Origin of the sequence: Escherichia sp. MOD1-EC6475, assembly GCF_003046645.1 — a bacterium.
GTDB lineage: Bacteria > Pseudomonadota > Gammaproteobacteria > Enterobacterales > Enterobacteriaceae > Escherichia > Escherichia ruysiae.
In genome coordinates, this window is record NZ_PZKQ01000011.1 from 95,672 (window position 1) to 121,613 (window position 25,942).

General features: G+C 46.6%; 29 protein-coding genes and 2 pseudogenes. 20 read left to right on the forward strand and 11 right to left on the reverse strand.

Going from position 1 to position 25,942, the window contains the following annotated elements; translation table 11 throughout:
- The first annotated feature begins 190 nt into the window (after nt 1-190).
- Together A7589_RS23470 and A7589_RS02795 are read left to right on the forward strand one after the other, a co-directional pair.
- The gene (locus A7589_RS23470; RefSeq protein WP_000233809.1) at nt 191-325 is read left to right on the forward strand and encodes a phage protein; all 135 of its coding nucleotides are present in this window, start codon (nt 191-193) and stop codon (nt 323-325) included.
- Between the two features lie 10 nt (nt 326-335).
- On the forward strand, nt 336-491 hold the full coding sequence (locus A7589_RS02795; RefSeq protein ID WP_001169151.1) for a YdaF family protein: 156 nt from the start codon (nt 336-338) through the stop codon (nt 489-491).
- Here A7589_RS02795 and A7589_RS02800 read toward each other — a convergent pair.
- Complete coding sequence (locus A7589_RS02800) at nt 488-976, reverse strand: superinfection exclusion B family protein (RefSeq protein ID WP_108188717.1); 489 nt, start codon at nt 974-976, stop codon at nt 488-490. The genes A7589_RS02795 and A7589_RS02800 overlap by 4 nt on opposite strands.
- A gap of 441 nt (nt 977-1,417) precedes the next feature.
- Here A7589_RS02800 and kilR point away from each other — a divergent pair, with 441 nt between their 5' ends.
- The 10 genes from kilR (at nt 1,418) to ttcA (ending at nt 8,634) form a co-directional block, all read left to right on the forward strand.
- On the forward strand, nt 1,418-1,639 hold the full coding sequence (gene kilR, locus A7589_RS02810) for a killing protein KilR (protein ID WP_000560230.1): 222 nt from the start codon (nt 1,418-1,420) through the stop codon (nt 1,637-1,639).
- Nucleotides 1,639-1,809, forward strand: coding sequence for a YdaE family protein (locus tag A7589_RS02815; protein WP_108188736.1), 171 nt, complete (start codon nt 1,639-1,641; stop codon nt 1,807-1,809). Before kilR ends, A7589_RS02815 begins: the two co-directional genes overlap by 1 nt.
- A gap of 74 nt (nt 1,810-1,883) precedes the next feature.
- A complete protein-coding gene (locus A7589_RS02820) occupies nt 1,884-2,159 on the forward strand; it encodes a hypothetical protein (protein ID WP_108188718.1) in 276 nt (91 codons plus the stop codon).
- Between the two features lie 101 nt (nt 2,160-2,260).
- Nucleotides 2,261-4,861, forward strand: coding sequence for an exodeoxyribonuclease VIII (gene recE / locus A7589_RS02825; protein WP_108188719.1), 2,601 nt, complete (start codon nt 2,261-2,263; stop codon nt 4,859-4,861).
- Nucleotides 4,854-5,663: a recombination protein RecT gene (gene recT / locus A7589_RS02830; protein ID WP_108188720.1), complete on the forward strand. Its 810-nt coding sequence runs from the start codon at nt 4,854-4,856 to the stop codon at nt 5,661-5,663. Before recE ends, recT begins: the two co-directional genes overlap by 8 nt.
- A 56-nt stretch (nt 5,664-5,719) precedes the next feature.
- Complete coding sequence (ralR, locus tag A7589_RS02835; protein ID WP_001317028.1) at nt 5,720-5,914, forward strand: type I toxin-antitoxin system endodeoxyribonuclease toxin RalR; 195 nt, start codon at nt 5,720-5,722, stop codon at nt 5,912-5,914.
- Nucleotides 5,907-6,116, forward strand: a complete 210-nt coding sequence (rcbA, locus tag A7589_RS02840; protein ID WP_000276809.1) for a double-strand break reduction protein RcbA — start codon at nt 5,907-5,909, stop codon at nt 6,114-6,116. The genes ralR and rcbA overlap by 8 nt, the downstream gene beginning before the upstream one ends.
- Nucleotides 6,117-6,194: 78 nt before the next feature.
- Nucleotides 6,195-6,410 (forward strand): excisionase XisR, encoded by a 216-nt coding sequence (gene xisR / locus A7589_RS02845; RefSeq protein WP_000079604.1) that lies wholly within the window; start codon nt 6,195-6,197, stop codon nt 6,408-6,410.
- Nucleotide 6,411: 1 nt separating this feature from the next.
- Complete coding sequence (locus A7589_RS02850) at nt 6,412-7,647, forward strand: site-specific integrase (protein ID WP_000040858.1); 1,236 nt, start codon at nt 6,412-6,414, stop codon at nt 7,645-7,647.
- A gap of 51 nt (nt 7,648-7,698) precedes the next feature.
- Entirely contained in the window at nt 7,699-8,634 is a 936-nt protein-coding gene (gene ttcA, locus A7589_RS02855) for a tRNA 2-thiocytidine(32) synthetase TtcA (RefSeq protein ID WP_105282424.1), read from the forward strand.
- 94 nt (nt 8,635-8,728) lie between these two features.
- Here the strand turns inward: ttcA and dbpA are convergent, their stop codons facing one another.
- The 3 genes from dbpA to zntB form a co-directional block, all read right to left on the reverse strand.
- Nucleotides 8,729-10,102: an ATP-dependent RNA helicase DbpA gene (dbpA, locus tag A7589_RS02860; RefSeq protein ID WP_000123724.1), complete on the reverse strand. Its 1,374-nt coding sequence runs from the start codon at nt 10,100-10,102 to the stop codon at nt 8,729-8,731.
- Between the two features lie 29 nt (nt 10,103-10,131).
- Nucleotides 10,132-10,305, reverse strand: coding sequence for a proline-rich small protein YnaL (ynaL, locus tag A7589_RS22905; RefSeq protein ID WP_001296046.1), 174 nt, complete (start codon nt 10,303-10,305; stop codon nt 10,132-10,134).
- Nucleotides 10,306-10,579: 274 nt separating this feature from the next.
- On the reverse strand, nt 10,580-11,563 hold the full coding sequence (zntB, locus tag A7589_RS02870; protein ID WP_016158374.1) for a zinc transporter ZntB: 984 nt from the start codon (nt 11,561-11,563) through the stop codon (nt 10,580-10,582).
- A 257-nt stretch (nt 11,564-11,820) separates the two neighbouring features.
- Between zntB and A7589_RS02875 the strand changes: the two genes are divergently transcribed.
- Nucleotides 11,821-13,053 (forward strand): sensor domain-containing diguanylate cyclase, encoded by a 1,233-nt coding sequence (locus tag A7589_RS02875; RefSeq protein ID WP_000207189.1) that lies wholly within the window; start codon nt 11,821-11,823, stop codon nt 13,051-13,053.
- A gap of 20 nt (nt 13,054-13,073) precedes the next feature.
- Here the strand turns inward: A7589_RS02875 and smrA are convergent, their stop codons facing one another.
- A complete protein-coding gene (smrA, locus tag A7589_RS02880) occupies nt 13,074-13,637 on the reverse strand; it encodes a DNA endonuclease SmrA (protein WP_001046817.1) in 564 nt (187 codons plus the stop codon).
- Nucleotides 13,638-14,084: 447 nt separating this feature from the next.
- Nucleotides 14,085-14,280, reverse strand: a pseudogene (locus A7589_RS23640) (LysR family transcriptional regulator); the annotation flags it as partial.
- Nucleotides 14,281-14,294: 14 nt separating this feature from the next.
- Here A7589_RS23640 and A7589_RS02890 point away from each other — a divergent pair.
- The 4 genes and pseudogenes from A7589_RS02890 to uspE form a co-directional block, all read left to right on the forward strand.
- Nucleotides 14,295-14,432: pseudogene (locus tag A7589_RS02890) on the forward strand (hypothetical protein); the annotation flags it as partial.
- A 10-nt stretch (nt 14,433-14,442) separates the two neighbouring features.
- Nucleotides 14,443-14,958, forward strand: coding sequence for a methylated-DNA--[protein]-cysteine S-methyltransferase (gene ogt / locus A7589_RS02895; protein WP_000945003.1), 516 nt, complete (start codon nt 14,443-14,445; stop codon nt 14,956-14,958).
- Between the two features lie 194 nt (nt 14,959-15,152).
- A complete protein-coding gene (fnr, locus tag A7589_RS02900; RefSeq protein ID WP_000611910.1) occupies nt 15,153-15,905 on the forward strand; it encodes a fumarate/nitrate reduction transcriptional regulator Fnr in 753 nt (250 codons plus the stop codon).
- Between the two features lie 151 nt (nt 15,906-16,056).
- Entirely contained in the window at nt 16,057-17,007 is a 951-nt protein-coding gene (uspE, locus tag A7589_RS02905) for a universal stress protein UspE (protein WP_001262134.1), read from the forward strand.
- Nucleotides 17,008-17,056: 49 nt separating this feature from the next.
- Here uspE and A7589_RS02910 read toward each other — a convergent pair whose 3' ends face one another.
- A complete protein-coding gene (locus tag A7589_RS02910; protein WP_000606103.1) occupies nt 17,057-17,314 on the reverse strand; it encodes a DUF2534 family protein in 258 nt (85 codons plus the stop codon).
- Nucleotides 17,315-17,557: 243 nt separating this feature from the next.
- On the opposite strand from A7589_RS02910, the gene ynaI reads away from it, so the two are divergent.
- A complete protein-coding gene (gene ynaI, locus A7589_RS02915) occupies nt 17,558-18,589 on the forward strand; it encodes a low conductance mechanosensitive channel YnaI (protein ID WP_000559884.1) in 1,032 nt (343 codons plus the stop codon).
- A 57-nt stretch (nt 18,590-18,646) separates the two neighbouring features.
- On the opposite strand, the gene A7589_RS02920 is transcribed toward ynaI, so the two are convergent.
- The 3 genes from A7589_RS02920 to mppA all read right to left on the reverse strand — a co-directional run bounded on the left by A7589_RS02920 (nt 18,647) and on the right by mppA (nt 23,459).
- On the reverse strand, nt 18,647-20,572 hold the full coding sequence (locus tag A7589_RS02920) for a GH25 family lysozyme (protein WP_016158375.1): 1,926 nt from the start codon (nt 20,570-20,572) through the stop codon (nt 18,647-18,649).
- A 3-nt stretch (nt 20,573-20,575) separates the two neighbouring features.
- Nucleotides 20,576-21,562, reverse strand: a complete 987-nt coding sequence (locus A7589_RS02925; protein ID WP_105282426.1) for a glycoside hydrolase family 25 protein — start codon at nt 21,560-21,562, stop codon at nt 20,576-20,578.
- A gap of 283 nt (nt 21,563-21,845) precedes the next feature.
- Entirely contained in the window at nt 21,846-23,459 is a 1,614-nt protein-coding gene (gene mppA, locus A7589_RS02930; protein WP_105282427.1) for a murein tripeptide ABC transporter substrate-binding protein MppA, read from the reverse strand.
- Nucleotides 23,460-23,641: 182 nt separating this feature from the next.
- On the opposite strand from mppA, the gene mpaA reads away from it, so the two are divergent.
- Nucleotides 23,642-24,370, forward strand: a complete 729-nt coding sequence (mpaA, locus tag A7589_RS02935) for a murein tripeptide amidase MpaA (RefSeq protein WP_010344731.1) — start codon at nt 23,642-23,644, stop codon at nt 24,368-24,370.
- Here mpaA and ycjG read toward each other — a convergent pair.
- The gene (ycjG, locus tag A7589_RS02940) at nt 24,345-25,310 is read right to left on the reverse strand and encodes an L-Ala-D/L-Glu epimerase (RefSeq protein ID WP_010357011.1); all 966 of its coding nucleotides are present in this window, start codon (nt 25,308-25,310) and stop codon (nt 24,345-24,347) included. The genes mpaA and ycjG overlap by 26 nt on opposite strands.
- 118 nt (nt 25,311-25,428) lie before the next feature.
- Here ycjG and tpx point away from each other — a divergent pair, with 118 nt between their 5' ends.
- Nucleotides 25,429-25,935: a thiol peroxidase gene (gene tpx, locus A7589_RS02945; protein ID WP_000078459.1), complete on the forward strand. Its 507-nt coding sequence runs from the start codon at nt 25,429-25,431 to the stop codon at nt 25,933-25,935.
- The last annotated feature ends 7 nt before the right edge of the window (nt 25,936-25,942 follow it).

Here is a 25,942-nt window from a genome sequence, read left to right on the forward strand (position 1 = left end):
TGAACACAAAGTACATCATATACCTACCAACCCACCCCGCCCCACAGAACGCAGGGCAATACTTCGAGTTACCAGGCAGTGGTCAGGGGTTAAGTAGCCAGCCCGAGGCGTATGAACATGACGGCAGGGTTCAGATTTTGCAGTGCAGCAGGTTTCAGTTCCGCCACCCGGCGTTAAGGGGAGAGATAAGATGGTGCATTACGAAGTAGTTCAGTATTTGATGGATTGTTGCGGTATCACTTACAACCAGGCTGTGCAGGCTTTACGCAGCAACGACTGGGATCTCTGGCAGGCAGAAGTCGCTATACGTAGCAACAAGATGTGAGATTCGCAAAATGCAAAAAATCGACCTCGGCAACAACGAATCCCTGGTGTGCGGCGTGTTCCCCAACCAGGATGGAACGTTCACTGCCATGACGTATACCAAAAGCAAAACATTTAAAACCGAAACTGGTGCGCGCCGATGGTTGGAGAAGCACACAGTAAGCTAACGATTAAAACGTCTACTCCTGCTGTTCCAGAATAACTTCATAAAATGGGAGTATTTTTCGGTGACGAGATAATAAGAACAGTTTGCGCTATCACTCTGATGTTGAATGATGCCCTTCCGTTCTAATTTTTTCATAACCGGGTTACGGCAAGGAGAAGTGATAATAAGATTTCCTGTTTTAAGGAAATCTTTAAATACAGCGATTTCTTTCTCAGATAAACGAAGCAATACTCGTTGCTCTGGTAGTAATGAATAATGCTTTTGAATATGTGCTCGCAATCTTGAGAAGGAAATGGCGACCACGAAAGAAAAGGCAAAAACGATAATCTGAAAGAGCCAAGGTATTTCAGTATAAGCATTGAATGCGACAGTAAACTCTTTCGGTATCAGCCAGAGAGTGAGACCAAAAATGATAATCGTATACATAAATCTTTCGAGTGGCTCGTTAGCAAAAAGTTTCAACAATGGAGTAAATACATCCAACATATCAATAACTCTCAACTGTAAGGGTATTGAAATGTTAACACAAGCTCTCGCTGTAGGGGTATAGCCGAGACCACCGAAGCCCGGAGGTGGTGAAATAAAACCGGGCACAACACGAAGGCGCATTTCCGATATCCATAAAGAGTCGGTCTTGTCTGTTAAATTTAAATGGTGGGAGTGCGCCTCCGGTTGTAAATAACGACATTGCTGTGTGTAGTCCTGGCGGCATCAGTTTTTTTCTTGAAGTTCGGCTGATGTCCGCCCTTTTTAAAGTGAATTTTGTGATGCGGTGAATGCGGCTAAGCGCACGTGGCACAGTTAAAAGTCATGTTAGTCCTTATTGGTTTGGGTGGGAAAGCCGACTGTAATTGTTAACTGGTTGCAGTCACCTGGAGGCACCAGGCACCGCATCAACAAAGTTCATTTGTAAAAATGGAGATAATTATGATTGCACATCACTTCGGAACTGATGAAATACCACGTCAGTGTGTGACTCCTGGTGATTATGTTCTTCATAACGGCCGGACATATATTGCCTCGGCAAACAATATTAAAAAGCGAAAACTTTATATTCGTAACCTGACCACAAAAACATGCATTACTGACTGCATGATTAAAGTCTTCCTCGGTCGTGATGGTTTACCTGTAAAGGCGGAGTCATGGTGATGACTAAGAAAATAAAATGTGCTTACCACCTTTGCGATAAAGAAGTTAAAGAAAGCAAAAGCATTAAAAGACCACTTCATTTCATGCGTGGAGTTATCCCAACGACGGAAATGAAAAAATATTGTAGTGAAATATGTGCCGAAAAAGACCAGGTGGCACACGAAATTTAATTAACTGACTATGCGAAACTGAATTTATGCCAGCAATGGCAGGGATTCGCTCAACCTTAATTAAGGAGAAAAACATGATTACCAGTTATGAAGCCACTGTTGTAACTACTGATGACATTGTTCACGAAGTTAATCTGGAAGGAAAGCGTATTGGCTACGTGATTAAAACAGAAAATAAAGAAACCCCATTCACTGTGGTTGATATCGACGGTCCATCAGGCAACGTTAAAACACTTCACGAAGGTGTCAAAAAAATGTGCCTGGTGCATACCGGAAAGAATCTGCTCGCAGAAAAAAAAGCCGAATTTCTGGCAACTCTAATTGCAATGAAATTAAAAGGTGAAATCTGAAAGAAATAGCCTGCGTATGGCGCAGGCTATGAACAGTGTGTATCCGGCAAGATCATTCACTGAACAAAACGAATTTTAATCTGAGTTGAGGTTAAAAAACAATGAGCACAAAACCACTCTTCCTATTACGGAAAGCGAAAAAATCATCCGGTGAACCTGACGTCGTCCTGTGGGCAAGCGACGATTTTGAATCGACCTGTGCCACTCTGGACTACCTGATCGTTAAGTCAGGTAAAAAACTGAGCAGCTATTTTAAAGCTGTTGCCACGAATTTTCCTGTCGTTAATGACCTGCCCGCTGAAGGTGAGATCGATTTTACCTGGAGTGAACGCTACCAACTCAGCAAAGACTCCATGACATGGGAACTAAAACCGGGAGCAGCACCAGACAACGCTCACTATCAAGGCAATACCAACGTCAACGGCGAAGACATGACTGAGATTGAGGAGAATATGCTACTCCCAATTTCTGGCCAGGAACTGCCCATTCGCTGGCTTGCTCAACACGGCAGCGAAAAACCGGTAACGCATGTTTCACGCGACGGACTCCAGGCATTACACATTGCTCGGGCTGAAGAACTACCGGCTGTTACTGCCCTGGCTGTTTCCCACAAAACCAGCCTGCTCGACCCGCTGGAAATTCGCGATCTCCACAAACTGGTTCGTGACACTGACAAAGTTTTCCCTAATCCTGGTAATTCAAACCTGGGACTGATAACTGCTTTTTTCGAAGCATACCTGAACGCTGACTACACCGATCGAGGACTGCTGACAAAAGAGTGGATGAAGGGTAATCGTGTTTCACACATCACTCGCACGGCTTCCGGTGCTAATGCTGGCGGCGGAAACCTCACCGATCGCGGCGAAGGTTTCGTACACGATCTGACGTCACTGGCGCGCGACGTAGCCACTGGCGTACTGGCCCGTTCAATGGATCTGGACATCTATAACCTTCATCCGGCACACGCTAAACGCATTGAGGAAATTATCGCTGAAAATAAACCGCCCTTTTCTGTTTTCCGCGACAAATTCATCACCATGCCTGGCGGGCTGGATTATTCCCGCGCCATCGTGGTTGCGTCCGTAAAAGAAGCACCAATTGGGATCGAGGTCATCCCCGCGCACGTCACTGAATATCTGAACAAAGTACTGACTGAAACCGATCATGCCAACCCTGATCCGGAAATCGTGGATATTGCCTGCGGTCGCTCCTCTGCCCCGATGCCGCAGCGAGTAACAGAAGAAGGAAAACAGGATGATGAAGAAAAACCGCAACCATCTGGAACAACGGCAGTTGAACAGGGAGAGGCTGAAACAATGGAACCGGACGCAACTGAACATCATCAGGACACGCAGCCGCTGGATGCTCAGTCACAGGTAAATTCTGTTGATGCGAAATATCAGGAACTGCGGGCAGAACTCCATGAAGCCCGGAAAAACATTCCATCAAAAAATCCTGTCGATGCCGATAAATTGCTTGCTGCATCACGTGGTGAATTTGTTGACGGAATTAGCGACCCGAACGATCCGAAATGGGTAAAGGGGATCCAGACTCGCGATTGTGTGTACCAGAACCAGCCAGAAACGGAAAAAACCAGCCCAGATATGAATCAACCTGAGCCAGTAGTGCAACAGGAACCGGAAATAGCCTGCAATGCCTGCGGCCAGACTGGCGGGGATAACTGCCCTGACTGTGGTGCGGTGATGGGCGACGCAACATACCAGGAAACATTCGATGAAGAGAGTCAGGTTGAAGCTAAGGAAAATGATCCGGAGGAAATGGAAGGCGCTGAACATCCGCACAATGAGAATGCTGGCAGCGATCCGCATCGCGATTGCAGTGATGAAACTGGCGAAGTCGCAGATCCCGTAATCGTAGAAGACATAGAGCCAGGTATTTATTACGGAATTTCGAATGAGAATTACCACGCGGGTCCCGGTATCAGTAAGTCTCAGCTCGATGACATTGCTGATACTCCGGCACTATATTTGTGGCGTAAAAATGCCCCCGTGGACACCACAAAGACAAAAACGCTCGATTTAGGAACTGCTTTCCACTGCCGGGTACTTGAACCGGAAGAATTCAGTAACCGCTTTATCGTAGCACCTGAATTTAACCGCCGTACAAACGCCGGAAAAGAAGAAGAGAAAGCGTTTCTGATGGAATGCGCAAGCACAGGAAAAACGGTTATCACTGCGGAAGAAGGCCGGAAAATTGAACTCATGTATCAAAGCGTTATGGCTTTGCCGCTGGGGCAATGGCTTGTTGAAAGCGCCGGACACGCTGAATCATCAATTTACTGGGAAGATCCTGAAACAGGAATTTTGTGTCGGTGCCGTCCGGACAAAATTATCCCTGAATTTCACTGGATCATGGACGTGAAAACTACGGCGGATATTCAACGATTCAAAACCGCTTATTACGACTACCGCTATCACGTTCAGGATGCATTCTACAGTGACGGTTATGAAGCACAGTTTGGAGTGCAGCCAACTTTCGTTTTTCTGGTTGCCAGCACAACTATTGAATGCGGACGTTATCCGGTTGAAATTTTCATGATGGGCGAAGAAGCAAAACTGGCAGGTCAACAGGAATATCACCGCAATCTGCGAACCCTGTCTGACTGCCTGAATACCGATGAATGGCCAGCTATTAAGACATTATCACTGCCCCGCTGGGCTAAGGAATATGCAAATGACTAAGCAACCACCAATCGCAAAAGCCGATCTGCAAAAAACTCAGGGAAACCGTGCACCAGCAGCAGTTAAAAATAGCGACGTGATTAGTTTTATTAACCAGCCATCAATGAAAGAGCAACTGGCAGCAGCTCTTCCACGCCATATGACGGCTGAACGTATGATCCGTATCGCCACCACAGAAATTCGTAAAGTTCCGGCGTTAGGAAACTGTGACACTATGAGTTTTGTCAGTGCGATCGTACAGTGTTCACAGCTCGGACTTGAGCCAGGTAGCGCCCTCGGTCATGCATATTTACTGCCTTTTGGTAATAAAAACGAAAAGAGCGGTAAAAAGAACGTTCAGCTAATCATTGGCTATCGCGGCATGATTGATCTGGCTCGCCGTTCTGGTCAAATCGCCAGCCTGTCAGCCCGTGTTGTCCGTGAAGGTGACGAGTTTAGCTTCGAATTTGGCCTTGATGAAAAGTTAATACACCGCCCGGGAGAAAACGAAGATGCCCCGGTTACCCACGTCTATGCTGTCGCAAGACTGAAAGACGGAGGTACTCAGTTTGAAGTTATGACGCGCAAACAGATTAAGCTGGTGCGCAGCCTGAGTAAAGCTGGTAATAACGGGCCGTGGGTAACTCACTGGGAAGAAATGGCAAAGAAAACGGCTATTCGTCGCCTGTTCAAATATCTGCCCGTATCAATTGAGATCCAGCGTGCAGTATCAATGGATGAAAAGGAACCACTGACAATCGATCCTGCAGATTCCTCTGTATTAACCGGGGAATACAGTGTAATCGATAATTCAGAGGAATAATTCAGCCTGGCGGTGTAATGCACCGCCAACTTGAAATATTTTTTATGAGAAAAATTATGAGATATGACAATGTTAAACCATGTCCATTTTGTGGTTGTCCATCAGTAACGGTGAAAGCCATTTCAGGATATTACCGAGCGAAGTGTAACGGATGCGAATCCCGAACCGGTTATGGTGGAAGTGAAAAAGAAGCACTCGAAAGATGGAATAAACGAACCACTGGAAATAATAATGGAGGTGTTCATGTATAAAATTACCGCCACTATTGAAAAGGAAGGTGGCACTCCTACTAACTGGACAAGATATTCAAAATCTAAACTAACGAAATCAGAATGCGAAAAAATGCTCTCAGGTAAAAAAGAAGCAGGCGTTTCCAGAGAGCAGAAAGTAAAACTGATAAATTTTAATTGCGAGAAACTTCAGTCCTCGAGAATTGCATTGTATTCAAATTAAAACTTCATAGCTGATTATTAATAATCAACATCGGGCGTCAATTTCAGTCTAACATTGGCGCCTGCCAGAGGTGATGCGATGGCACAAGTAATCTTTAATGAAGAGTGGATGGTTGAATACGGCCTGATGCTTCGCACTGGTCTGGGGGCCAGACAAATTGAAGCATACCGCCAGAACTGTTGGGTGGAGGGCTTCCACTTCAAACGAGTATCTCCTTTAGGTAAGCCAGACAGCAAACGAGGGATTATCTGGTACAACTATCCAAAGATAAATCAGTTTATCAAAGACTCATGATATGTCTAAATTACCAACAGGTGTCGAGATTAGAGGTAGATACATTCGCATCTGGTTCATGTTTCGAGGAAAACGATGTCGGGAAACATTAAAAGGCTGGGAGATTACAAACAGTAATATTAAAAAGGCCGGAAATTTAAGATCGCTGATAGTTCATGAAATAAACTCCGGTGAATTTGAGTATTTAAGACGTTTTCCCCAGTCCAGCACTGGGGCAAAAATGGTGACAACGAGAGTCATAAAAACGTTCGGAGAGCTTTGTGATATCTGGACAAAAATTAAAGAGACAGAGTTAACAACAAACACAATGAAGAAAACGAAATCACAATTAAAAACACTCAGAATAATAATTTGTGAAAGTACCCCGATATCACATATTCGTTATAGCGATATCTTAAACTACCGGAATGAACTGCTGCATGGAGAAACGCTTTACCTGGATAATCCAAGATCCAACAAAAAAGGAAGAACCGTGCGCACAGTTGATAACTATATCGCCCTGCTCTGTTCGCTGTTGCGTTTTGCGTATCAGTCGGGATTTATATCAACTAAACCATTTGAAGGAGTAAAAAAATTACAGCGAAACAGAATAAAGCCTGATCCGTTATCTAAAACAGAATTCAATGCATTAATGGAAAGTGAAAAAGGACAGAGCCAGAACTTGTGGAAATTTGCCGTTTACTCAGGACTTCGTCACGGGGAACTGGCAGCTCTGGCGTGGGAGGATGTGGATCTCGAAAAGGGAATAGTGAATGTCAGAAGAAACCTGACGATACTTGATATGTTCGGTCCCCCAAAAACAAATGCCGGGATCCGAACAGTAACACTACTGCAGCCTGCTCTTGAAGCACTGAAGGAGCAATACAAACTGACCGGGCATCATCGCAAAAGCGAAATCACCTTTTATCATCGGGAGTACGGCAGAACCGAAAAGCAAAAACTGCATTTTGTTTTCATGCCCAGGGTGTGTAACGGAAAACAAAAACCTTATTACTCGGTAAGCAGTTTGGGGGCAAGGTGGAATGCAGCAGTAAAACGTGCTGGTATTCGCCGCCGTAATCCGTACCATACGCGGCATACTTTTGCCTGCTGGCTGTTGACGGCAGGAGCGAACCCGGCATTTATAGCCAGCCAAATGGGGCATGAAACTGCGCAGATGGTGTATGAAATTTACGGTATGTGGATTGATGACATGAACGACGAACAGATAGCCATGTTGAATGCGCGGTTATCGTAGTTGCAAAGTTTGCCCCCAATTTGCCCCATTTAGTACCAGAGAACTGAAATAATGCAAGAAAATCAACAAATTACAAAGAAAGAACAATACAACCTGAACAAATTGCAAAAACGTCTGCGTCGTAACGTAGGCGAAGCTATTGCTGACTTCAATATGATTGAAGATGGCGATCGCATTATGGTTTGCCTCTCCGGGGGTAAAGACAGCTATACCATGCTGGAGATTCTGCGTAATTTGCAGCAAAGTGCGCCAATCAGTTTTTCGCTGGTTGCCGTTAACCTCGACCAGAAACAACCTGGCTTCCCGGAACATGTGCTGCCGGAGTATCTCGAAAAACTGGGCGTTGAGTACAAGATTGTTGAAGAGAACACTTACGGTATCGTGAAAGAGAAGATTCCTGAGGGCAAAACCACCTGCTCACTGTGCTCTCGTCTGCGTCGCGGTATCCTTTACCGCACCGCAACGGAACTGGGTGCGACGAAGATCGCGCTGGGTCACCATCGTGACGATATCCTGCAAACGTTGTTCCTGAATATGTTCTACGGCGGCAAGATGAAAGGTATGCCGCCGAAGCTGATGAGCGATGATGGCAAGCACATCGTTATTCGCCCGTTGGCCTACTGCCGCGAAAAAGATATTCAACGCTTTGCCGATGCGAAAGCATTCCCGATTATTCCGTGCAACCTGTGTGGTTCACAGCCTAACCTGCAACGTCAGGTGATTGCTGATATGCTGCGTGACTGGGATAAGCGTTATCCGGGGCGAATTGAGACGATGTTCAGCGCGATGCAGAATGTGGTGCCGTCTCATTTGTGCGATACCAGTCTTTTCGATTTCAAAGGCATTACCCACGGTTCCGAAGTGGTTAACGGCGGTGATCTGGCGTTCGATCGCGAAGAGATCCCACTACAGCCTGCGGGCTGGCAGCCTGAAGAAGATGAGAATCAGCTGGATGAATTACGGCTGAATGTGGTTGAAGTGAAATAACCAGGATAACGCCCGATGCGCAAACTTATCGGGCTACTCTTGCATAGGCCGGATAAGACGCAACCAGCGTCGCATCCGGCAATTCAACATTTCGTTATTTTAATAATCGCACCCGGCACGTTTTCCCTTTAACCTTCCCGCCCTGTAACTGCTTCCATGCCTTATGGGCGACACTCTGACGCACTGCGACATAGACATGCGCCGGATGCACAGCAATTTTGCCAATATCTGCGCCATCAAGGCCGATATCGCCCGTCAACGCACCTAACACATCGCCCGGTCGCATTTTGGCTTTTTTCCCGCCATCAATGCACAACGTCGCCATCTCTGCTTCCAGCGGCACAATGGAACTACTGGCTGGCGGCGTTTGCCAGTTAAGTTTTATCTGCAACATGTCAGAAATGATATTGGCGCGCTGTGCTTCTTCCGGGGCACAGAAACTGATCGCCAGTCCGCTATTTCCTGCACGCGCTGTACGCCCGATGCGATGTACATGAACTTCAGGATCCCACGCCAGTTCAAAGTTCACTACCAGCTCAAGAGATTTGATATCCAGACCGCGCGCTGCGACATCGGTCGCTACCAGCACGCGGGCGCTACCGTTAGCAAAACGTACCAGGGTCTGATCGCGGTCACGTTGCTCCAGATCGCCATGTAACGACAATGCACTTTGCCCTACTTCATTCAGCGCGTCACACACAGCCTGACAATCTTTTTTAGTATTACAAAACACCACACAAGACGAGGGTTGATGCAAACTTAATAACCGTTGTAATAACGGAATTTTAGCCTTGCTGGATGTTTCATAAAATTGTTGTTCAATAGGCGGTAAAGCATCTGTCGAATCAATTTCAATCGCCAAAGGATCGCGTTGTACACGACCGCTAATCGCAGCAATTGCGTCTGGCCAGGTCGCCGAAAACAAAAGCGTCTGACGAGAAGCAGGAGCAAAACGGATCACATCATCAATGGCATCACTAAATCCCATATCCAACATGCGGTCAGCTTCATCCATCACCAGCGTATTCAACGCATCCAGCGATACCGTGCCTTTTTGCAGGTGATCGAGCAAACGACCCGGCGTTGCCACGATAATATGCGGCGCATGTTGCAGCGAATCACGCTGCATACCGAACGGTTGACCACCGCATAAGGTCAAAATTTTGGTATTTGGCAGAAAACGCGCCAACCGACGCAATTCCCCGGCAACCTGATCCGCCAGCTCACGCGTAGGACACAGTACCAAAGCCTGGGTCTGAAACAGCGACGCATCAATTTGCTGTAACAACCCGAGGCCAAATGCCGCCGTTTTGCCGCTGCCGGTTTTCGCCTGCACGCGAACGTCTTTTCCGGCAAGGATCGCCGGAAGCGCGGCGGCCTGTACAGGCGTCATGGTTAAATAACCCAACTCATTAAGGTTAGTGAGCTGGGCGGGAGGCAAAACGTTCAGGGTAGAAAAAGCGGTCACAATCTATTCTCGTGGTCATCGACGCAAAATTAGCAGGCGCGTATCCTCGCAGATCTACGCTCACGATGCGACAATTTAATCGGTTCTTCATCTGGCGGCGGGTCGGGCATAGGTTGCGGACGAGGAATCGGATCAGGCACTGGAACAGGATCGCCAGGAATCGGTTCAGGGACAGGAATTTGCAAATAAATGAGTGTCGTCATATTTCCCTCCGGTCATTGGGTAGACTCTTAAAGGGTAGACGCTGACAAATAACAGGCAAAAAAAAGCCGACTCATCTAAGTCGGCGTCGTACGAATCAATTGTGCTATGCAGTAATTCAAAAAAGGAAGTAAGACAATATGGAGCGCAACGCCCATCGCTTGACGTTGCATTCACCTGCGAGGAAGATATTGCCCTGAATGGGTAGAGAGTTTATTGACTTCGCTCAAACTTTAAGGCGTTTTTGTATACAGTAAGTAGACAAATTTTCTTTTGTTACAACCATTTACTACGATGCAACCATAAAGCAACACCACCAATAAGAACAACTAACAGAATACAAAAAAGCGAAAAGCCGAATTGCCATCCCCCGCCAGGAATACCACCAAGGTTGACGCCAAATAACCCCGTTAAAAACGTACTGGGTAAAAAGACCATTGCCATCAAGGACATTGTATACGTGCGACGCGCTAAATTTTCCTGCATGACCTGAGCGATTTCATCCGCCATCACGCCAGTTCGGGCAATACAGGCGTCAATCTCATCCAGACCACGTCCGAGGCGGTCGGCAATATCCTGCATTCGACGGCGTTGGTCGTCATTCATCCACGGCAATCGCTCGCTGGCAAGACGAGCATAAACATCACGTTGCGGCGCCATATAGCGACGCATAACAATTAATTGTTTACGCAGTAGCGCCAGGAAACCGCGCGGAGGAATTTGTTGATCGAGTAGATTATCTTCCAGGTCGATAATTTTATCGTGCAGTTGTTCTATAAACTCACTGGAATGATCGGTCAACGCATCACACACATCCACCAACCAGCCGCCGCAATCGGTCGGACCAGTGCCCTCTTCCAGATCGCTAACCACATCATCCAACGCCAACACTTTACGTTGTCGGGTCGAGACAATTAACCGTCCGTCCATATAAACACGCATGGCCACCAGCTGGTCGGGACGTTCATCAGTACTGCCATTAATGCAGCGCAAAGTAATCAGCGTCCCTTCGCCAAGACGACTGACTCTGGGCCGTGTACTTTCTCCCGCCAGCGCATCGCGCACATTATTTGGCAGCAGTGGTGTCGTCGCCAGCCACTGGGCGCTGTCATGGTGCACATAATTGAGGTGGAGCCAGCAAGGATGCGCTTCATCTATCTCATCTGTATTTTCCAGCGGTTTAACGCCACCTTTGCCATCCAGAATCCAGGCAAATACTGCATCCGGGACATTTACGTCCGCTCCCTTAATCACTTCCACAGTGCCTCCCATCATCAACGGATTATTTTGTAGTCTAGTCTTCTGGTCATGTTACGCAAAATCTCATCACCCCATTACCCTGAAATGATTAATAAAATCCTGTCAAAATTAAATACAGAAAGCAAAATACTTTTCCTGATTCGAAAACGTGTGAAGCGTTAAATAGCGTCTATCATTATCAGAATTATCTGATCATTTGTCGTGGCATTTTTGCGATCAGGTAGCAACAAAAGATTGATAAAAATAACGGGATTTCAATGACTACGCACAACTTCAATACCCTGGACTTATTAACCAGTCCTGTCTGGATCGTTTCACCCTTCGAGGAACAATTAATTTATGCCAATAGTGCTGCGCGACTGTTGATGCAAGAACTCACTTTTAGTCAGCTACGTACCGGCCTCTATTCCATCTCCTCGCAAAACGAACTGCCTAAATACCTTACGGACCTGCATAACCAGCTTGATATTGTAGAAATCCTCACTGTCCAGCGTAATGGTGAAGATACAGCATTAAGCTGTCGGTTGACCCTCAAAGAGATTAATGACATAGAGAAAGTAATTATATTTGAAGGAATGGAAACACCCGCAACTCTGGGTTTAAAAGCCAGCCGCTCTGCGAATTATCAACGTAAAAAACAAGGGTTTTATGCGCGTTTTTTTCTGACTAACTCCGCGCCAATGTTGTTGATAGATCCCTCGCGTGATGGCCAAATCGTCGATGCCAATCTGGCCGCGCTTAATTTCTATGGCTATAACCATGAAACAATGTGTCAGAAACACACCTGGGAAATTAATATGCTTGGGCGTCGCGTTATGCCTGTCATGCATGAAATTTCACGTTTACCCGGCGGGCATAAGCCCCTCAATTTTGTCCATAAACTGGCAGATGGTTCCGTTCGACACGTACAAACTTATGCTGGACCAATTGAGATTTACGGTGACAGGTTAATGTTATGCATCGTACATGATATTACTGAGCAAAAAAGGCTCGAGGAACAGCTGGAACATGCGGCCCACCATGATGCGCTAACGGGATTACTTAACCGTCGACAGTTTTACTACATAACTGAACCAGGACAGATGCAGCACCTGGCAATCGCTCAGGACTACAGTTTGCTACTCATCGACACCGATCGTTTTAAACATATCAATGACTTATACGGTCATCAGAAAGGGGATGAAGTGTTATACGCACTTGCCCGTACACTCGAAAGCTGCGCCCGCAAAGGTGATTTGGTGTTTCGCTGGGGTGGTGAAGAGTTCGTCTTATTATTGCCCAGAACCCCTCTGGATACTGCACTTTCGTTGGCTGAAACTATCCGCTTGAGCGTGGCAAAAGTGAGCATTTCGGGCTTGCCGCGCTTCACCGTCAGTATTGGCGTGGCGCATAACGAAGGAAATGAAAGTATTGATGAACTGTTTAAACGGGTCGATGATGCGTTGTATCGGGCAAAAAATGATGGACGCAACCGCGTGCTGGCAGCATAAGCCACGGAAGCGTCCCGTGATCAACGGCTGCGTTTAGCGTGGCGCTCCCAGTTTTCCTGCTTCGCCTGCGCCGTTTTACGGAGTGCGACGTAACACGCCCCGCTGCCGCCATGATGCGGTAGCGCGGTACAATATGCCTGAACATCATCAAACTCGGTCAGCCAGCGCGCCACATAGCTGCGAACAATGTTGGCGTGCGATTTATCGTCCCGCCCCTTGCCATGAATAATCAGCACGTTACGCAAACCATCCGCCAATGCCTGTTGAATAAAACTGAACACTATTTTGCGGCACTCTTCCACCGGCTGACGTAGAAGATTCAGGCTGGCCTGCTGCGGATATTTACCGCTGCGTAACTTATCCAGCACCCCATGTTGCAGCCCTTCCCGCCGAAACTCCAGCGGCTGGCTTAGCGGGATGATGTCGAGAAATCCAGTGGTAAGGAAATTATCAAGTTGCAGCGTGTCGATACGCTGCGGCGCACGTTGGTTACGCGTTGGATGCCAGTGGACATCTGTAGCGCGCTTCAGTGGCTGGACATCTTCCATGGCGTCAAGAAACAGCGATTTGTCGTCAAGGTTCATGTAACCTCCTATGCACCTTCACACATCTGATATTTGCTGCATCGTTCACTTCGCAGATTGAAACAATACTTTGCTCCATACCTGCTGGTGTCTGCACAGGCGGGGCATTTTATACTAGCCTGGTGACAGTATCGAACAGTTTAGGCCGGGTTTAATTCAGCACAGGCATCCGATCAGGGTGATTTATTCATAGCAGGAACTAACAAAAATGCGATGAAGAGCAGAACGCAGATTAGCGATGCATGATTATGCAATCACGAGACGAATGATTTAACTTATATTTTCGTGAAATCTGTCACTGAAGAAAATTGGCAACGGATGGGCAAAACCGTTATAACACTGTCACCGGTCACGAGGAACCCAGGCCGGATTTAAGACGCGGATGCACTGCTGTGTGTACTGTAGAGTCTGGCGGATGTCGACAGGCTCTATTTTTTTATTCATTTTTTAGCTCTGTAAATAACTACATTCTCGCCGGGATTGGGTGATGAATGGCGAGTTCAGTGGTGCCAGGCGGCTATCACGCTGCTGAATCAAATAACAGGTCGCCTTCGGTAAAATTTCGCTGACTGGAATTATTCCAGCCTCGATCCAGGTGATGGAACACCCCCATTTATTCAGGCAGAAAAATCAAAAAATCGCTTTATGCGACCAGATCGCGACAAACCAGACGCGAAACCAGGTACTTACTCTTTGTTAGTCTTAATCTTTTTGGTGGTATGGCTGCTAATGTTGCTGGCGTGGTATCTTATCGGTCAGCCTATTGGTTCGGGGATTTACCCACGTTTGTCTTAAGAGAGAACGGATGCTGAGATTACTTGAAGAAAAAATTGCCACGCCACTGGGACCTCTGTGGGTAATTTGCGATGAACAATTTCGTCTGCGGGCGGTTGAATGGGAAGAGTACAGCGAACGCATGGTGCAGCTGCTGGACATCCATTATCGCAAAGAAGGTTATGAGCGCATTTCTGCCACCAACCCAGGGGGCTTAAGCGACAAACTTCGTGACTATTTTGCCGGGAATCTTAGCATTATTGATACCCTTCCTACCGCCACAGGAGGCACGCCATTTCAGCGCGAAGTCTGGAAAACACTGCGCACTATCCCCTGCGGGCAGGTAATGCATTACGGTCAACTTGCTGAACATCTGGGTCGACCAGGCGCAGCGCGTGCCGTTGGCGCAGCAAATGGCTCTAATCCGATCAGCATTGTCGTCCCTTGCCACCGGGTTATTGGACGAAACGGCACGATGACAGGATATGCAGGCGGAGTGCAGCGAAAAGAGTGGTTATTGCGCCATGAAGGCTATCTGCTGCTATAAACCTTAAACAATTTGTGCCGATTTGTTCACAGTTTTATGTAAAGTCACCCTTAACAATTTAAAGGTTTTCAACGGGATAGACATAAATTTACATCTATTATCGGAATTCTCCGCTGTTAAGGTTTGCTTAGACTTACTTGCTCCCTAAAAAGATGTTAAAATTGACAAATATCAATTACGGCTTGAGCAGACCTATGATCCCGGAAAAGCGAATTATACGGCGCATTCAGTCTGGCGGTTGTGCTATCCATTGCCAGGATTGCAGCATCAGTCAGCTTTGCATCCCGTTCACACTCAACGAACATGAGCTTGATCAGCTTGATAATATCATCGAGCGAAAGAAGCCTATTCAGAAAGGCCAGACGCTGTTTAAGGCTGGTGATGAACTTAAATCGCTTTATGCCATCCGCTCCGGTACGATTAAAAGTTATACCATCACAGAGCAAGGCGACGAGCAAATCACTGGCTTCCATTTAGCAGGCGATCTGGTAGGTTTTGACGCTATTGGTAGCGGTCATCACCCGAGTTTCGCCCAGGCGCTGGAAACCTCAATGGTATGTGAAATCCCGTTCGAAACCCTGGACGATCTGTCTGGTAAAATGCCGAATCTGCGTCAGCAGATGATGCGTCTGATGAGCGGTGAAATCAAAGGCGATCAGGACATGATCCTGCTGTTGTCGAAGAAAAATGCAGAAGAACGCCTGGCTGCTTTTATCTACAACCTGTCCCGTCGTTTTGCCCAACGCGGCTTCTCCCCTCGTGAATTCCGCCTGACGATGACTCGTGGCGATATCGGTAACTATCTTGGCCTGACGGTAGAAACCATCAGTCGTCTGCTGGGTCGTTTCCAGAAAAGCGGCATGTTGGCAGTCAAAGGTAAATACATCACCATCGAAAATAACGATGCGCTGGCCTTGCTTGCTGGTCATACGCGTAACGTTGCCTGATTTTTCCGCATAATCAACTATCCTTCTGTCATATCATTAAATTTTTCTGATTTATTGATCTGGCAGAAGGTTCATCACTGTTTCATTCACCAGATATGGGTTAATCTTTTAATTACAAACTGCGTTGACAGTTGTTGTAAGGAGACCCTGTATGGCTATGTATCAGAACATGCTCGTTGTTATCGACCCTAACCAGGACGATCAACCGGCATTACGGCGAGCTGTTTATTTACATCAACGGATTGGTGGCAAAATTAAAGCCTTTTTGCCGATTTATGACTTCTCATACGAAATGACTACCCTGCTCTCTCCCGACGAGCGTACCGCTATGCGTCAGGGGGTTATCAGCCAGCGTACTGCCTGGATCCATGAGCAGGCAAAGTATTATCTCAACGCTGGCGTCCCGATTGAAATTAAAGTGGTATGGCATAACCGTCCTTTCGAAGCCATCATTCAGGAAGTGGTTAGCAGTGGGCACGATCTGGTGCTAAAAATGGCGCACCAACATGACCGTCTGGAAGCGGTTATTTTCACCCCTACCGACTGGCACCTGTTACGCAAATGCCCAAGCCCGGTGTGGATGGTGAAAGACCAGCCGTGGCCGGAAGGTGGTAAGGCGCTGGTGGCGGTGAATCTCGCCAGTGAAGAGCCGTATCATAATGCGCTCAATGAAAAACTGGTGAAAGAAACGATCGAGCTGGCGGAACAGGTAAATCACACCGAAGTCCATCTGGTTGGCGCCTACCCCGTAACACCTATCAATATTGCCATTGAACTGCCGGAATTTGATCCAAGCGTTTATAACGATGCCATTCGTGGACAACATTTGCTGGCGATGAAAGCCCTGCGGCAGAAATTCGGCATTAATGAAAACATGACGCACGTTGAAAAAGGTTTGCCTGAAGAAGTGATTCCAGATCTGGCCGAACATTTGCAGGCAGGGATTGTCGTTCTTGGCACTGTGGGACGCACCGGTATCTCTGCGGCATTCCTTGGTAATACGGCAGAACAGGTGATTGATCATCTCCGCTGCGATTTGCTGGTGATTAAACCTGACCAGTACCAGACGCCTGTCGAACTGGATGACGAAGAAGACGATTAATTGTTTATCAATTACTTGCAAGGCCCGATATCTCGGGCCTTTCTTTTATTTACTTCTCATCACCACCGAGGAAATAAATTCCCAGCGGGATTGCCAGCAATACAGTAAAGACCAGACTATAAACAAGAATCATCGATGACTGAATCACATACATTGATGTCGTCCAGTCAGAAAGCGGAATATTATATTGTTCGATAACACCGCCGATAGTCGCGCGAGTCACAACTGACGCCGCAATAATGAAAACCGCCAACAGACCAAAGAGAAACTTCTTCCCCTTTGCTGACTTCAGCTTCGTCATGATCATGATGTAATCCTTATGCAGATAAACTCTTTGTTACTTGTGCGTAACAATATCATGACATTTCCTCGTTGTCTGCCCCGAAAGCATGAGATTGTTGCCGTTCAAATCATCAACCCATTGATAAATTCGCTAATGTTGCTACTTCCTTCCCTGTCTATTGATGATATGAATGAATTATCGCGATAAAATACCCCCGCCAGGGGTTTCCGGCATGACATCAATTATCTGGAGGAGCCTGATAAAACAATGATCGCTGAACTGTTTACAAATAATGCGCTTAATCTGGTCATTATTTTCGGTAGCTGCGCAGCATTGATTCTGATGAGCTTTTGGTTTCGTCGTGGAAATCGTAAAAGAAAAGGATTCTTATTCCATGCGGTTCAATTTTTGATCTACACCATAATTATCAGTGCTGTCGGCAGCATCATTAATTATGTTATTGAAAATTACAAACTCAAATTTATCACCCCAGGCGTTATCGATTTTATCTGTACGTCACTGATTGCGCTTATTCTGACGGTTAAGTTATTTCTCCTGATTAATCAGTTTGAAAGGCAACAGATAAAAAAAGGTCGAGATATCACCAGCGCGCGGATTATGTCGCGCATCATCAAAATCAGCATTATCGTAGTGATTGTTCTGCTTTATGGCGAACATTTCGGCATGAGCCTTTCTGGCTTGTTGACCTTTGGTGGTATTGGTGGTCTGGCTGTCGGTATGGCCGGTAAAGATATTCTGAGTAACTTCTTTTCCGGGATTATGCTCTATTTCGATCGCCCCTTTAGTATTGGCGACTGGATCCGTTCACCGGACAGGAATATCGAAGGCACAGTAGCAGAAATTGGCTGGCGTATCACAAAAATCACCACCTTTGATAATCGCCCACTGTACGTACCAAACTCGCTTTTTTCGTCCATTAGCGTAGAAAACCCAGGGCGGATGACCAACCGGCGTATTACCACTACCATTGGTTTACGTTATGAAGATGCCGCAAAAGTTGGGGCTATTGTCGAAGCCGTACGTGAGATGCTGAAAAATCACCCTGCTATCGACCAGCGACAAACCTTACTGGTTTATTTCAACCAGTTTGCAGATTCGTCATTAAATATTATGGTCTATTGCTTTACTAAGACCACGGTCTGGGCCGAATGGCTGGCCGCCCAGCAGGATGTTTATTTGAAGATTATTGATATTGTGCAGTCACACGGCGCGGACTTTGCCTTCCCCAGCCAGACGCTGTATATGGATAATATTACACCTCCCGAACAGCTTAAATAACACTCAACAAAACCGGATGACGATAATAATATTCGACATCCGGTTTTATTTATTTCCTCAATTTACCGCAGCCAGAGCGACATTATTCTCACCCGCTTTAAACTGGGCATACTGTTCTTCAGTACCAAAGAAAACTTCTGACTCTGTGCTGTGACCAATGCCCGGCACCTTTTCGTTTCCTGAATATTGCCAAAGCGTCCAGGGATTACGCCCCTCGAGCTTCACACCAGCTTGTCCCCAATACCCCATCCACACCATATACTGGTCGAACCGACTGTCCATGAAATGGGACAAATTATTATGATTGCCATAAAATATTGGTATTTTATGGTAATTTTTATATATCAGGGCAGCAAAACGTAAAATATCATTCCGTGCATTCACCATTCCCGATTTTTTAAAACAAGCCAGTTGGGTTGTATCTTCACCTTCTGGATTCACCAGTAAAATACCGGGAGGCAACATTTTCGGGTCTTCAGGCAGCAGGCTTTTTGCTGTTTCCAGTTGCGCCTCAGGAGTGAGGCAAAAATCAAATTTAAAATAGCCTCCGCGATCAAATTTTGAATCTGCTAATTGCTTCCAGTGAGCCTTAAACGACGAGTCTGGCCCTCTCCAGCCAACCACTCTCACGTAGACAAAACGCGCAGGTGATTTCTCCTGAAACAATTTCCAGTCGATTTCGCCATCGTTAGACGAGATATCATGGCCACTGATTGGGTAAATATCCGGTGTTTTGAAGATACGGATGTCAGGTCGGTTGGGAATTGCACTCACGGGGCCATAAGGAATTTCAATAGGTGTTATATCTTTGTTCTTTGGTTCATCTGGCGCAGTAGGCGGTTCTTTAATAGAATATGCGGTCTTATCAATATTCGTAAATTCATCTGCATTCCCGGCTGATAATTGTGTTTTTTTATCCAGACGACTGACCGCAGGATCGTTAATAAAGAAGAATCCCCCCGGTCCGGCTGGGTTTTCTGTTGCTCCTATCCAGGCATCACTAAGATGTATTCCTTTCCCTTCCTCGTCCAGTTTTTCATTGATTTTTATATATTGGTCGTTCACATAGATAAACAAACTTAATGTTCGGGTAATTCCCGCGTAGTATTCCTTTTTACCATCAATTTTTACCATATACGATTTCCCGAAGCGTTCGTCGGCAACGCCATCAGCAACGCCTTTTATAAGGGTATCAAAAAATACACTGCCTTTATCTTTTTCCAGGGAATAAACTTCTGTTTTATCATCACCAGCGGCTATCGCATACGCACCTGGTTTACTATACGCGTTTGAATTCCCTGCGCCATCTGTCATGCCAAAAAGACCTGAACCAAAACAAGCATTAACTAAAGTCAAAACATGGAAATAACGCTTTGCCAGAATGTTGAGTTGAGCATTCAAAGCTGGCATTTCATACATGCCTTTTGAACCATCAATATCTGTAGCATTACTCAAAACAAATGCCGGTGCCTTATCAGAATTACCATTTTGAGTGCCAAAACGCCCATGACCTGAATAAGCAATTAACAAGCGAGCTTTCTTATCAAACATCATCCCTCTGGCAGGTAGATATTCTTTCAGAAAATAATTAATGTTATCCAGTGACGCATCCTGATCTTTCAGTAAAATAACCTCATCAAACTTTTGCCCATTAATAAGAAAATCAGCCATTCTTTGACCGTCTACTGCAGCTGCTGGAATATCTGCATGTAACAGTGGATATTTTGAAATTGAAATAATCAGCCCAATCGCGCGAGTTTTCGCTGCATCCTGATCTGGTATTTTTAACGCATCACTGATTCGGATATCCAGTTTACCAGGAGCCTCAGGTCCATAATGGATAAAAAAACGACAATACTCATCAGGAACCATTGCACCATTTTTACAAATATCATCTGCACGTGCATCTGATATTCCCTGCGATATTCCGGCAACGAATAGCCCCAGAACCGATATACATAAAGTAAGCCATCGTCTGTTCATAAGTTAAAATTCCTGCACGCCCAACGTGGTATAAAATTCAGCAATTGGACCTTTATAAATACTGGCATCAAACTTCTTACTCGATCCTAAATTAAGCTGTGCTGCGTCGGTGAACTGCCAGATCGCCCATTTTGTCTGGTTGATTGAGCGCGGGGTTTCACTGGCCTGAGCCTGATTAGAGTAATCAGCCAGCCACAGTTTGTGATCTGCAACCTGGGCAAAACTATTTTCCCCACCAACGGCATCTTTCCACCAGGCTCGCGCAGTGTAGATAACCGGTTTACGCCCTAAATCGGCTTCGACCTGTGCGGTAAACGCCTTGATCATCGTTATAATTTCAGCAGGTTTACGCTTTTGCCAACGATCCTTACCCGTTGATGAGTCCACATCCCACTCCACATCCACCGCCGGTGGCATATCCGTTGCGCGTAATCCCCCGTTAGCTTTAATAATTTTAACAAACGTCATCGCCTGCTTACGTCCCCATGTTTCAGCGTCGTCTGCCGGAGTGCCGCTGGAAAGAAAATGATATGCTCCACGGTGTAATTTTACTCCCCGTTCCGTAGCCCCGGCCCGTTGCCAGAAACCGGCAAATTCGGGATCGACATAACGCGTTCCTTGACTGGACTTCATATACAGAAACACAGATTTATTTTTTGCCAACAGTTCGATTGGAAAATCCTTATCGTTATGATGGCTGATATCCACTCCAAATAAAGAACTTGGTCGAGGTTGATTTAATACCGAGTCATAAGAGACATCAGTCGGAAATTTAAAGTATTTTTTTACTGCGAACGTGTCATATTCCATTTTACGGGAAAGATCTGATCCCAGGATTTTTACAAATAACTGCTGTCGTGAGAGATCATTAGTTAAGTTTTCCAGTCCCAGTGATGCGGCATCGGGAAGCGGCTCTGCGGCCAGACTAAAAGAAGAATAATAAGAGAAAAATAGCGAGATAACTAACGGAATAGCGGAGGCTTTTTTCATTTTACCACCCCATGTTTAGCTGTGTGTTTATTTTCATATGAAGATGTTTTACAAGTGATGAAATACACTTCACGTTATAAAAAAAAGTAAAGCACAGCTTATATTTGGAGTATGTAATACAGCAGATAAATAAAATTTATGATTAGAGTTTGTACTTAATATAGTCTGAAAATTTCACAGTCTCATCTTGAGAGTAATCTTTTATAGGGTGAATTTAAAAAAGAGAGGAATTTTATCGGGGTTGTAAAATCTGGCGCAATTTTTGCGCCAGATGACATCATAATCAATGTTTTACAATATACATAGTCCGGCTATAAGCCACATCTTCCGGGTTATTAATGGGATAACCTTTCAGCCACGGTTTGATTAACCGTCCATTTGTATATTGATAAATTGGCGCAATCGGTGCTTGCTCCATGAGGATTTTCTCTGCCGTGTTGTAATCGGCGTTGCGTGCTTTAACGGTGTTTTCAGTCGATGCCTGAGCCAGCACTTTGTCGTATGCCGGATTGTTAAAGCGGGAAATATTTCCTGAGTGTGTTGACGTTAACAGCGTCAGGAAGGTTGATGGTTCATTATAATCCCCAACCCACGAGGCGCGGATAACATCAAAATTGCCGGTATTACGGCTATCGATATAGGTTTTCCATTCCTGATTTTGCAGTTTGACATCTACGCCAAGATTCTTTTTCCACATCGACGCCACAGCGATAGCAATTTTCTGGTGATTTTCCGACGTGTTATATAATAGTGTAAGTTTCAACGGTTTCTGTGGGCCATACCCGGCGGCGCTCAACAATGTTTTCGCCTGAGCATTCAGTTCTTCCTGACTCATTTGTTCAAACGGCGAAGGTTCTGGCGTAAATCCGGCAGTAACATCTGGCGTGAAATGCCATGCTGGTTTTTCACCCGTGCCCAGCACTTTTTCCGTCATCAGACGGCGATCAATCGTCATACTTAATGCCAGACGCACCCGTTGATCTGCCGTCGGGCCTTTTTGCGTGTTAAACGCATAATAATACGTCCCCAACTGTGGCGGCGTGTAAACCTGCCCTGGAATATCCTTCAACAGCTTTTGATACATATTTTTCGGGAAGGATTCAGTGATATCAATATCACCTGCGAGATAGCGTTTAGTGGCAGCAGATTCCTGGTTAATCGGCAAGAAAGTGACTTTTTGCAGCACCGTTTTGGCGTTATCCCAATAATGAGTATTCGGCACAACGACCAGCTTTTCATTAACCACGCGCTCTTTAAGTACATAAGCGCCATTGCCGATCAGATTCCCTGGTTTCGTCCACTCTTTACCACTTTCAACGTTGGCTTTTTGCACCGGGAAGAAAGCAAAGTTAGCCGTTAAATTCACAAACCAGGGCAATGGTTTATCAAGCTGAATTTTCAGGGTATGAGCATCAACAGCGGTGACGCCTAGTTGGTCAGGCGTAGCCTTACCATCAATAATCGCCTGAGCGTTATTGATCCCTGCCAGCGCGGCAAACCAGGCAAACGGAGACAACGTTTTCGGGTTCACCAGACGCTGCCAGCTATAGACAAAATCCTGCGCCGTTACCGGCGTACCATCGGCCCATTTGGCGTTCTCGCGCAGGGTAAAAGTCCAGATACGATTGTCATTACTTTTCCACTGCGTGGCGACACCAGGCACAATCTCCCCTTTCTCGTTTTGATTCACCAGACCTTCAAACAAATCGCGAATGACCTGAATCTCTGGCAAACCCACGGCTTTCGCGGGATCTAACGAAGCTGGCTCATCTTTAATGTGGCGTACCAGCTCTTGCTTCTCTGCCAGTACTGTGCCGCCCGGAACTTCTGCAGCATACGACAGGGAAATGCTGCTGACTAACAGCGCACAACAAGTAACTGAAACAGAGTGCTGCATAAGATACCCTCAAAATGATGTTAAGATTGATGCGTAATTATTTGTTTCTCCTTGAAGAAATGCAAATAACTTCCGGCAAAAAAGTGATAAAGGATCGATAACATATCGTTGTCGAAAAGGATTTGATAATCCGCAAAATTTGCACAACACTGCCTGTAATACTTCTTATATTCGAGACGATTATGACCGTGACCCGCCCGCGCGCCGAACGGGGCGCTTTTCCGCCAGGAACCGAACATTACGGACGTTCTTTATTAGGTGCGCCGTTGATCTGGTTTCCGGCTTCTGCCGCCAGCAGCGAAAGTGGTTTAATCCTGGCTGGCACCCACGGCGACGAAAATTCTTCCGTCGTCACCCTCTCCTGCGCATTACGCACGTTAACACCGTCTCTGCGCCGCCATCATGTCGTGCTCTGTGTGAATCCTGACGGTTGCCAGCTTGGTCTGCGGGCTAATGCCAATGGTGTGGATCTAAACAGAAACTTTCCGGCGGCGAACTGGAAGGAAGGTGAAACGGTGTACCGCTGGAACAGTGCCGCCGAAGAGCGCGACGTGGTCTTGCTGACCGGCGATAAACCCGGCTCCGAACCTGAAACCCAGGCGTTGTGCCAGCTCATTCATCGTATCCACCCCGCCTGGATTGTCTCTTTTCACGATCCTCTGGCTTGTATTGAAGATCCCCGACATAGTGAATTAGGTGAGTGGCTGGCTCAGGCATTTGAATTGCCGCTGGTGACCAGCGTCGGATACGAAACCCCCGGCTCCTTCGGCAGTTGGTGTGCAGACCTGAACCTGCACTGTATTACCGCTGAGTTCCCGCCCATCTCCTCCGATGAAGCCAGTGAAAAGTATCTCTTTGCAATGGCGAATTTACTGCGCTGGCATCCTAAAGATGCAATTCGCCGGTCGTAAACTGTAGCGCCGGCTCCACATCCACCGCCAGCCAGGTCGGTCCATCAAGATCGGCAAAACTGACCTGTGGCACCAATGGTAAAGCGGCGCTAATGGCGCGCGAGGTGCACAACATGCAGCCCAACATCAGTCTGAACCCCTGGGCGCGCGCTTCGGTCGCCAATGCCAGGGCTTCGGTCAGCCCCCCCGTTTTATCGAGTTTGATATTAACCATCTCATAGCGCCCTTTCAGCGCCTTCAGATTGCTACGGGTATGACAACTTTCATCAGCGCAAATGGGTAACGGATGAATAAAATTCTCCAGCGCCGCATCGTCCTGTGCGGGAAGCGGTTGTTCCAGCATCGCAACGTCTAAATCAGCCAGCAACTGACATCGCGCTGCCAATCCCTCTGCGCGCCAGGATTCATTCGCATCAACAATCAACGTTGCATCGGGTACAGCCGAGCGAATTGCCACCATCCGCTCGCTAATAAGATGGTTATCCAGTTTCACTTTCAGCAATTTCGCCCCTGCTTGCCATAGTGCCACAGCACTGCTGGCCATTTGATCAGGCGTACCGATGACAACCGTCTGTGCAGTGGTAATGGTGTCGGGAAGCGTTATACCGATACATTCAGCCAGAGTCTGCTGCTGTTTACGTGCACTGAGATCCCACAATGCGCAATCCAGCGCATTACGCGCCGCGCCCGCAGGCAGAATTTTTTGTAATTCTTCACGTGTCAGCCCTTTTTCCAGTTGCGGCACAACACTCATAATTTGCGCCATTACTGAAGCGTCACTTTCACCATAGCGCGGATAGGGAGTGCATTCCCCGGCACCTTTAACGCCATCTTCTTCCAGTTCAACAACTACCACACGCGCTTCACTGCGGCTGCCACGAGCAATTACAAATGGGGTATGTAACGGCCAGGCTTCCTCAAATACCTTTACGGTTCTCATCTTTACTCCTTGTTGCCGCGATGGACTGCGGATTAAGCGCAAATAGCGATTGCTGTGTTATTGACAGTTAGCATAAACTAGGTGTGACGTTAACTATATGTAAACAGGAAAGATAATCATGTCACAAATCGTTCATTTCCAGGGCAACCCGGTTACAGTCGCCAATTCCATCCCGCAAGTGGGTAGCAAAGCGCAGACTTTTACTCTCGTGGCAAAAGATCTGTCTGACGTCACCCTCGGTCAGTTTGCGGGTAAACGCAAAGTGCTGAACATTTTCCCGAGTATTGATACCGGTGTTTGCGCCGCATCAGTACGTAAGTTTAACCAACTGGCGACAGAAATCGACAACACCGTTGTACTGTGTATTTCCGCCGATCTGCCGTTCGCCCAGTCTCGTTTCTGCGGTGCAGAAGGTCTGAACAACGTCATCACCCTTTCCACTTTCCGTAATAGCGAATTTCTGCAAGCTTACGGCGTTGAGATCGCTGAAGGCCCACTGAAAGGTCTGGCTGCGCGCGCAGTTGTCGTAATTGATGAAAATGACAATGTGATTTTCAGCCAGCTGGTGAATGAAATCACCACTGAGCCGGATTACGAAGCAGCTCTGGCGGTACTGAAGGCGTAATTTATTA

Excerpts from the sequence above, each read along its gene's own strand:
- A7589_RS02925 (WP_105282426.1), bottom strand. The coding sequence starts at position 21,562 with ATGAAAAAAGCCTCCGCTATTCCGTTAGTTATCTCGCTATTTTTCTCT.
- kilR (WP_000560230.1), top strand. The coding sequence starts at position 1,418 with ATGATTGCACATCACTTCGGAACTGATGAAATACCACGTCAGTGTGTG.
- smrA (WP_001046817.1), bottom strand. The coding sequence starts at position 13,637 with ATGAACCTTGACGACAAATCGCTGTTTCTTGACGCCATGGAAGATGTC.
- ttcA (WP_105282424.1), top strand. The coding sequence starts at position 7,699 with ATGCAAGAAAATCAACAAATTACAAAGAAAGAACAATACAACCTGAAC.
- ycjG (WP_010357011.1), bottom strand. The coding sequence starts at position 25,310 with ATGAGAACCGTAAAGGTATTTGAGGAAGCCTGGCCGTTACATACCCCA.
- A7589_RS02850 (WP_000040858.1), top strand. The coding sequence starts at position 6,412 with ATGTCTAAATTACCAACAGGTGTCGAGATTAGAGGTAGATACATTCGC.
- mpaA (WP_010344731.1), top strand. The coding sequence starts at position 23,642 with ATGACCGTGACCCGCCCGCGCGCCGAACGGGGCGCTTTTCCGCCAGGA.
- ogt (WP_000945003.1), top strand. The coding sequence starts at position 14,443 with ATGCTGAGATTACTTGAAGAAAAAATTGCCACGCCACTGGGACCTCTG.
- ynaI (WP_000559884.1), top strand. The coding sequence starts at position 17,558 with ATGATCGCTGAACTGTTTACAAATAATGCGCTTAATCTGGTCATTATT.
- A7589_RS02795 (WP_001169151.1), top strand. The coding sequence starts at position 336 with ATGCAAAAAATCGACCTCGGCAACAACGAATCCCTGGTGTGCGGCGTG.
- ynaL (WP_001296046.1), bottom strand. The coding sequence starts at position 10,305 with ATGACGACACTCATTTATTTGCAAATTCCTGTCCCTGAACCGATTCCT.
- A7589_RS02800 (WP_108188717.1), bottom strand. The coding sequence starts at position 976 with ATGTTGGATGTATTTACTCCATTGTTGAAACTTTTTGCTAACGAGCCA.
- A7589_RS02815 (WP_108188736.1), top strand. The coding sequence starts at position 1,639 with ATGACTAAGAAAATAAAATGTGCTTACCACCTTTGCGATAAAGAAGTT.
- A7589_RS02910 (WP_000606103.1), bottom strand. The coding sequence starts at position 17,314 with ATGATCATGACGAAGCTGAAGTCAGCAAAGGGGAAGAAGTTTCTCTTT.
- rcbA (WP_000276809.1), top strand. The coding sequence starts at position 5,907 with ATGTATAAAATTACCGCCACTATTGAAAAGGAAGGTGGCACTCCTACT.
- tpx (WP_000078459.1), top strand. The coding sequence starts at position 25,429 with ATGTCACAAATCGTTCATTTCCAGGGCAACCCGGTTACAGTCGCCAAT.
- recT (WP_108188720.1), top strand. The coding sequence starts at position 4,854 with ATGACTAAGCAACCACCAATCGCAAAAGCCGATCTGCAAAAAACTCAG.
- mppA (WP_105282427.1), bottom strand. The coding sequence starts at position 23,459 with ATGCAGCACTCTGTTTCAGTTACTTGTTGTGCGCTGTTAGTCAGCAGC.
- A7589_RS23470 (WP_000233809.1), top strand. The coding sequence starts at position 191 with ATGGTGCATTACGAAGTAGTTCAGTATTTGATGGATTGTTGCGGTATC.
- A7589_RS02820 (WP_108188718.1), top strand. The coding sequence starts at position 1,884 with ATGATTACCAGTTATGAAGCCACTGTTGTAACTACTGATGACATTGTT.
- fnr (WP_000611910.1), top strand. The coding sequence starts at position 15,153 with ATGATCCCGGAAAAGCGAATTATACGGCGCATTCAGTCTGGCGGTTGT.
- uspE (WP_001262134.1), top strand. The coding sequence starts at position 16,057 with ATGGCTATGTATCAGAACATGCTCGTTGTTATCGACCCTAACCAGGAC.
- recE (WP_108188719.1), top strand. The coding sequence starts at position 2,261 with ATGAGCACAAAACCACTCTTCCTATTACGGAAAGCGAAAAAATCATCC.
- A7589_RS02875 (WP_000207189.1), top strand. The coding sequence starts at position 11,821 with ATGACTACGCACAACTTCAATACCCTGGACTTATTAACCAGTCCTGTC.
- ralR (WP_001317028.1), top strand. The coding sequence starts at position 5,720 with ATGAGATATGACAATGTTAAACCATGTCCATTTTGTGGTTGTCCATCA.
- A7589_RS02920 (WP_016158375.1), bottom strand. The coding sequence starts at position 20,572 with ATGAACAGACGATGGCTTACTTTATGTATATCGGTTCTGGGGCTATTC.
- xisR (WP_000079604.1), top strand. The coding sequence starts at position 6,195 with ATGGCACAAGTAATCTTTAATGAAGAGTGGATGGTTGAATACGGCCTG.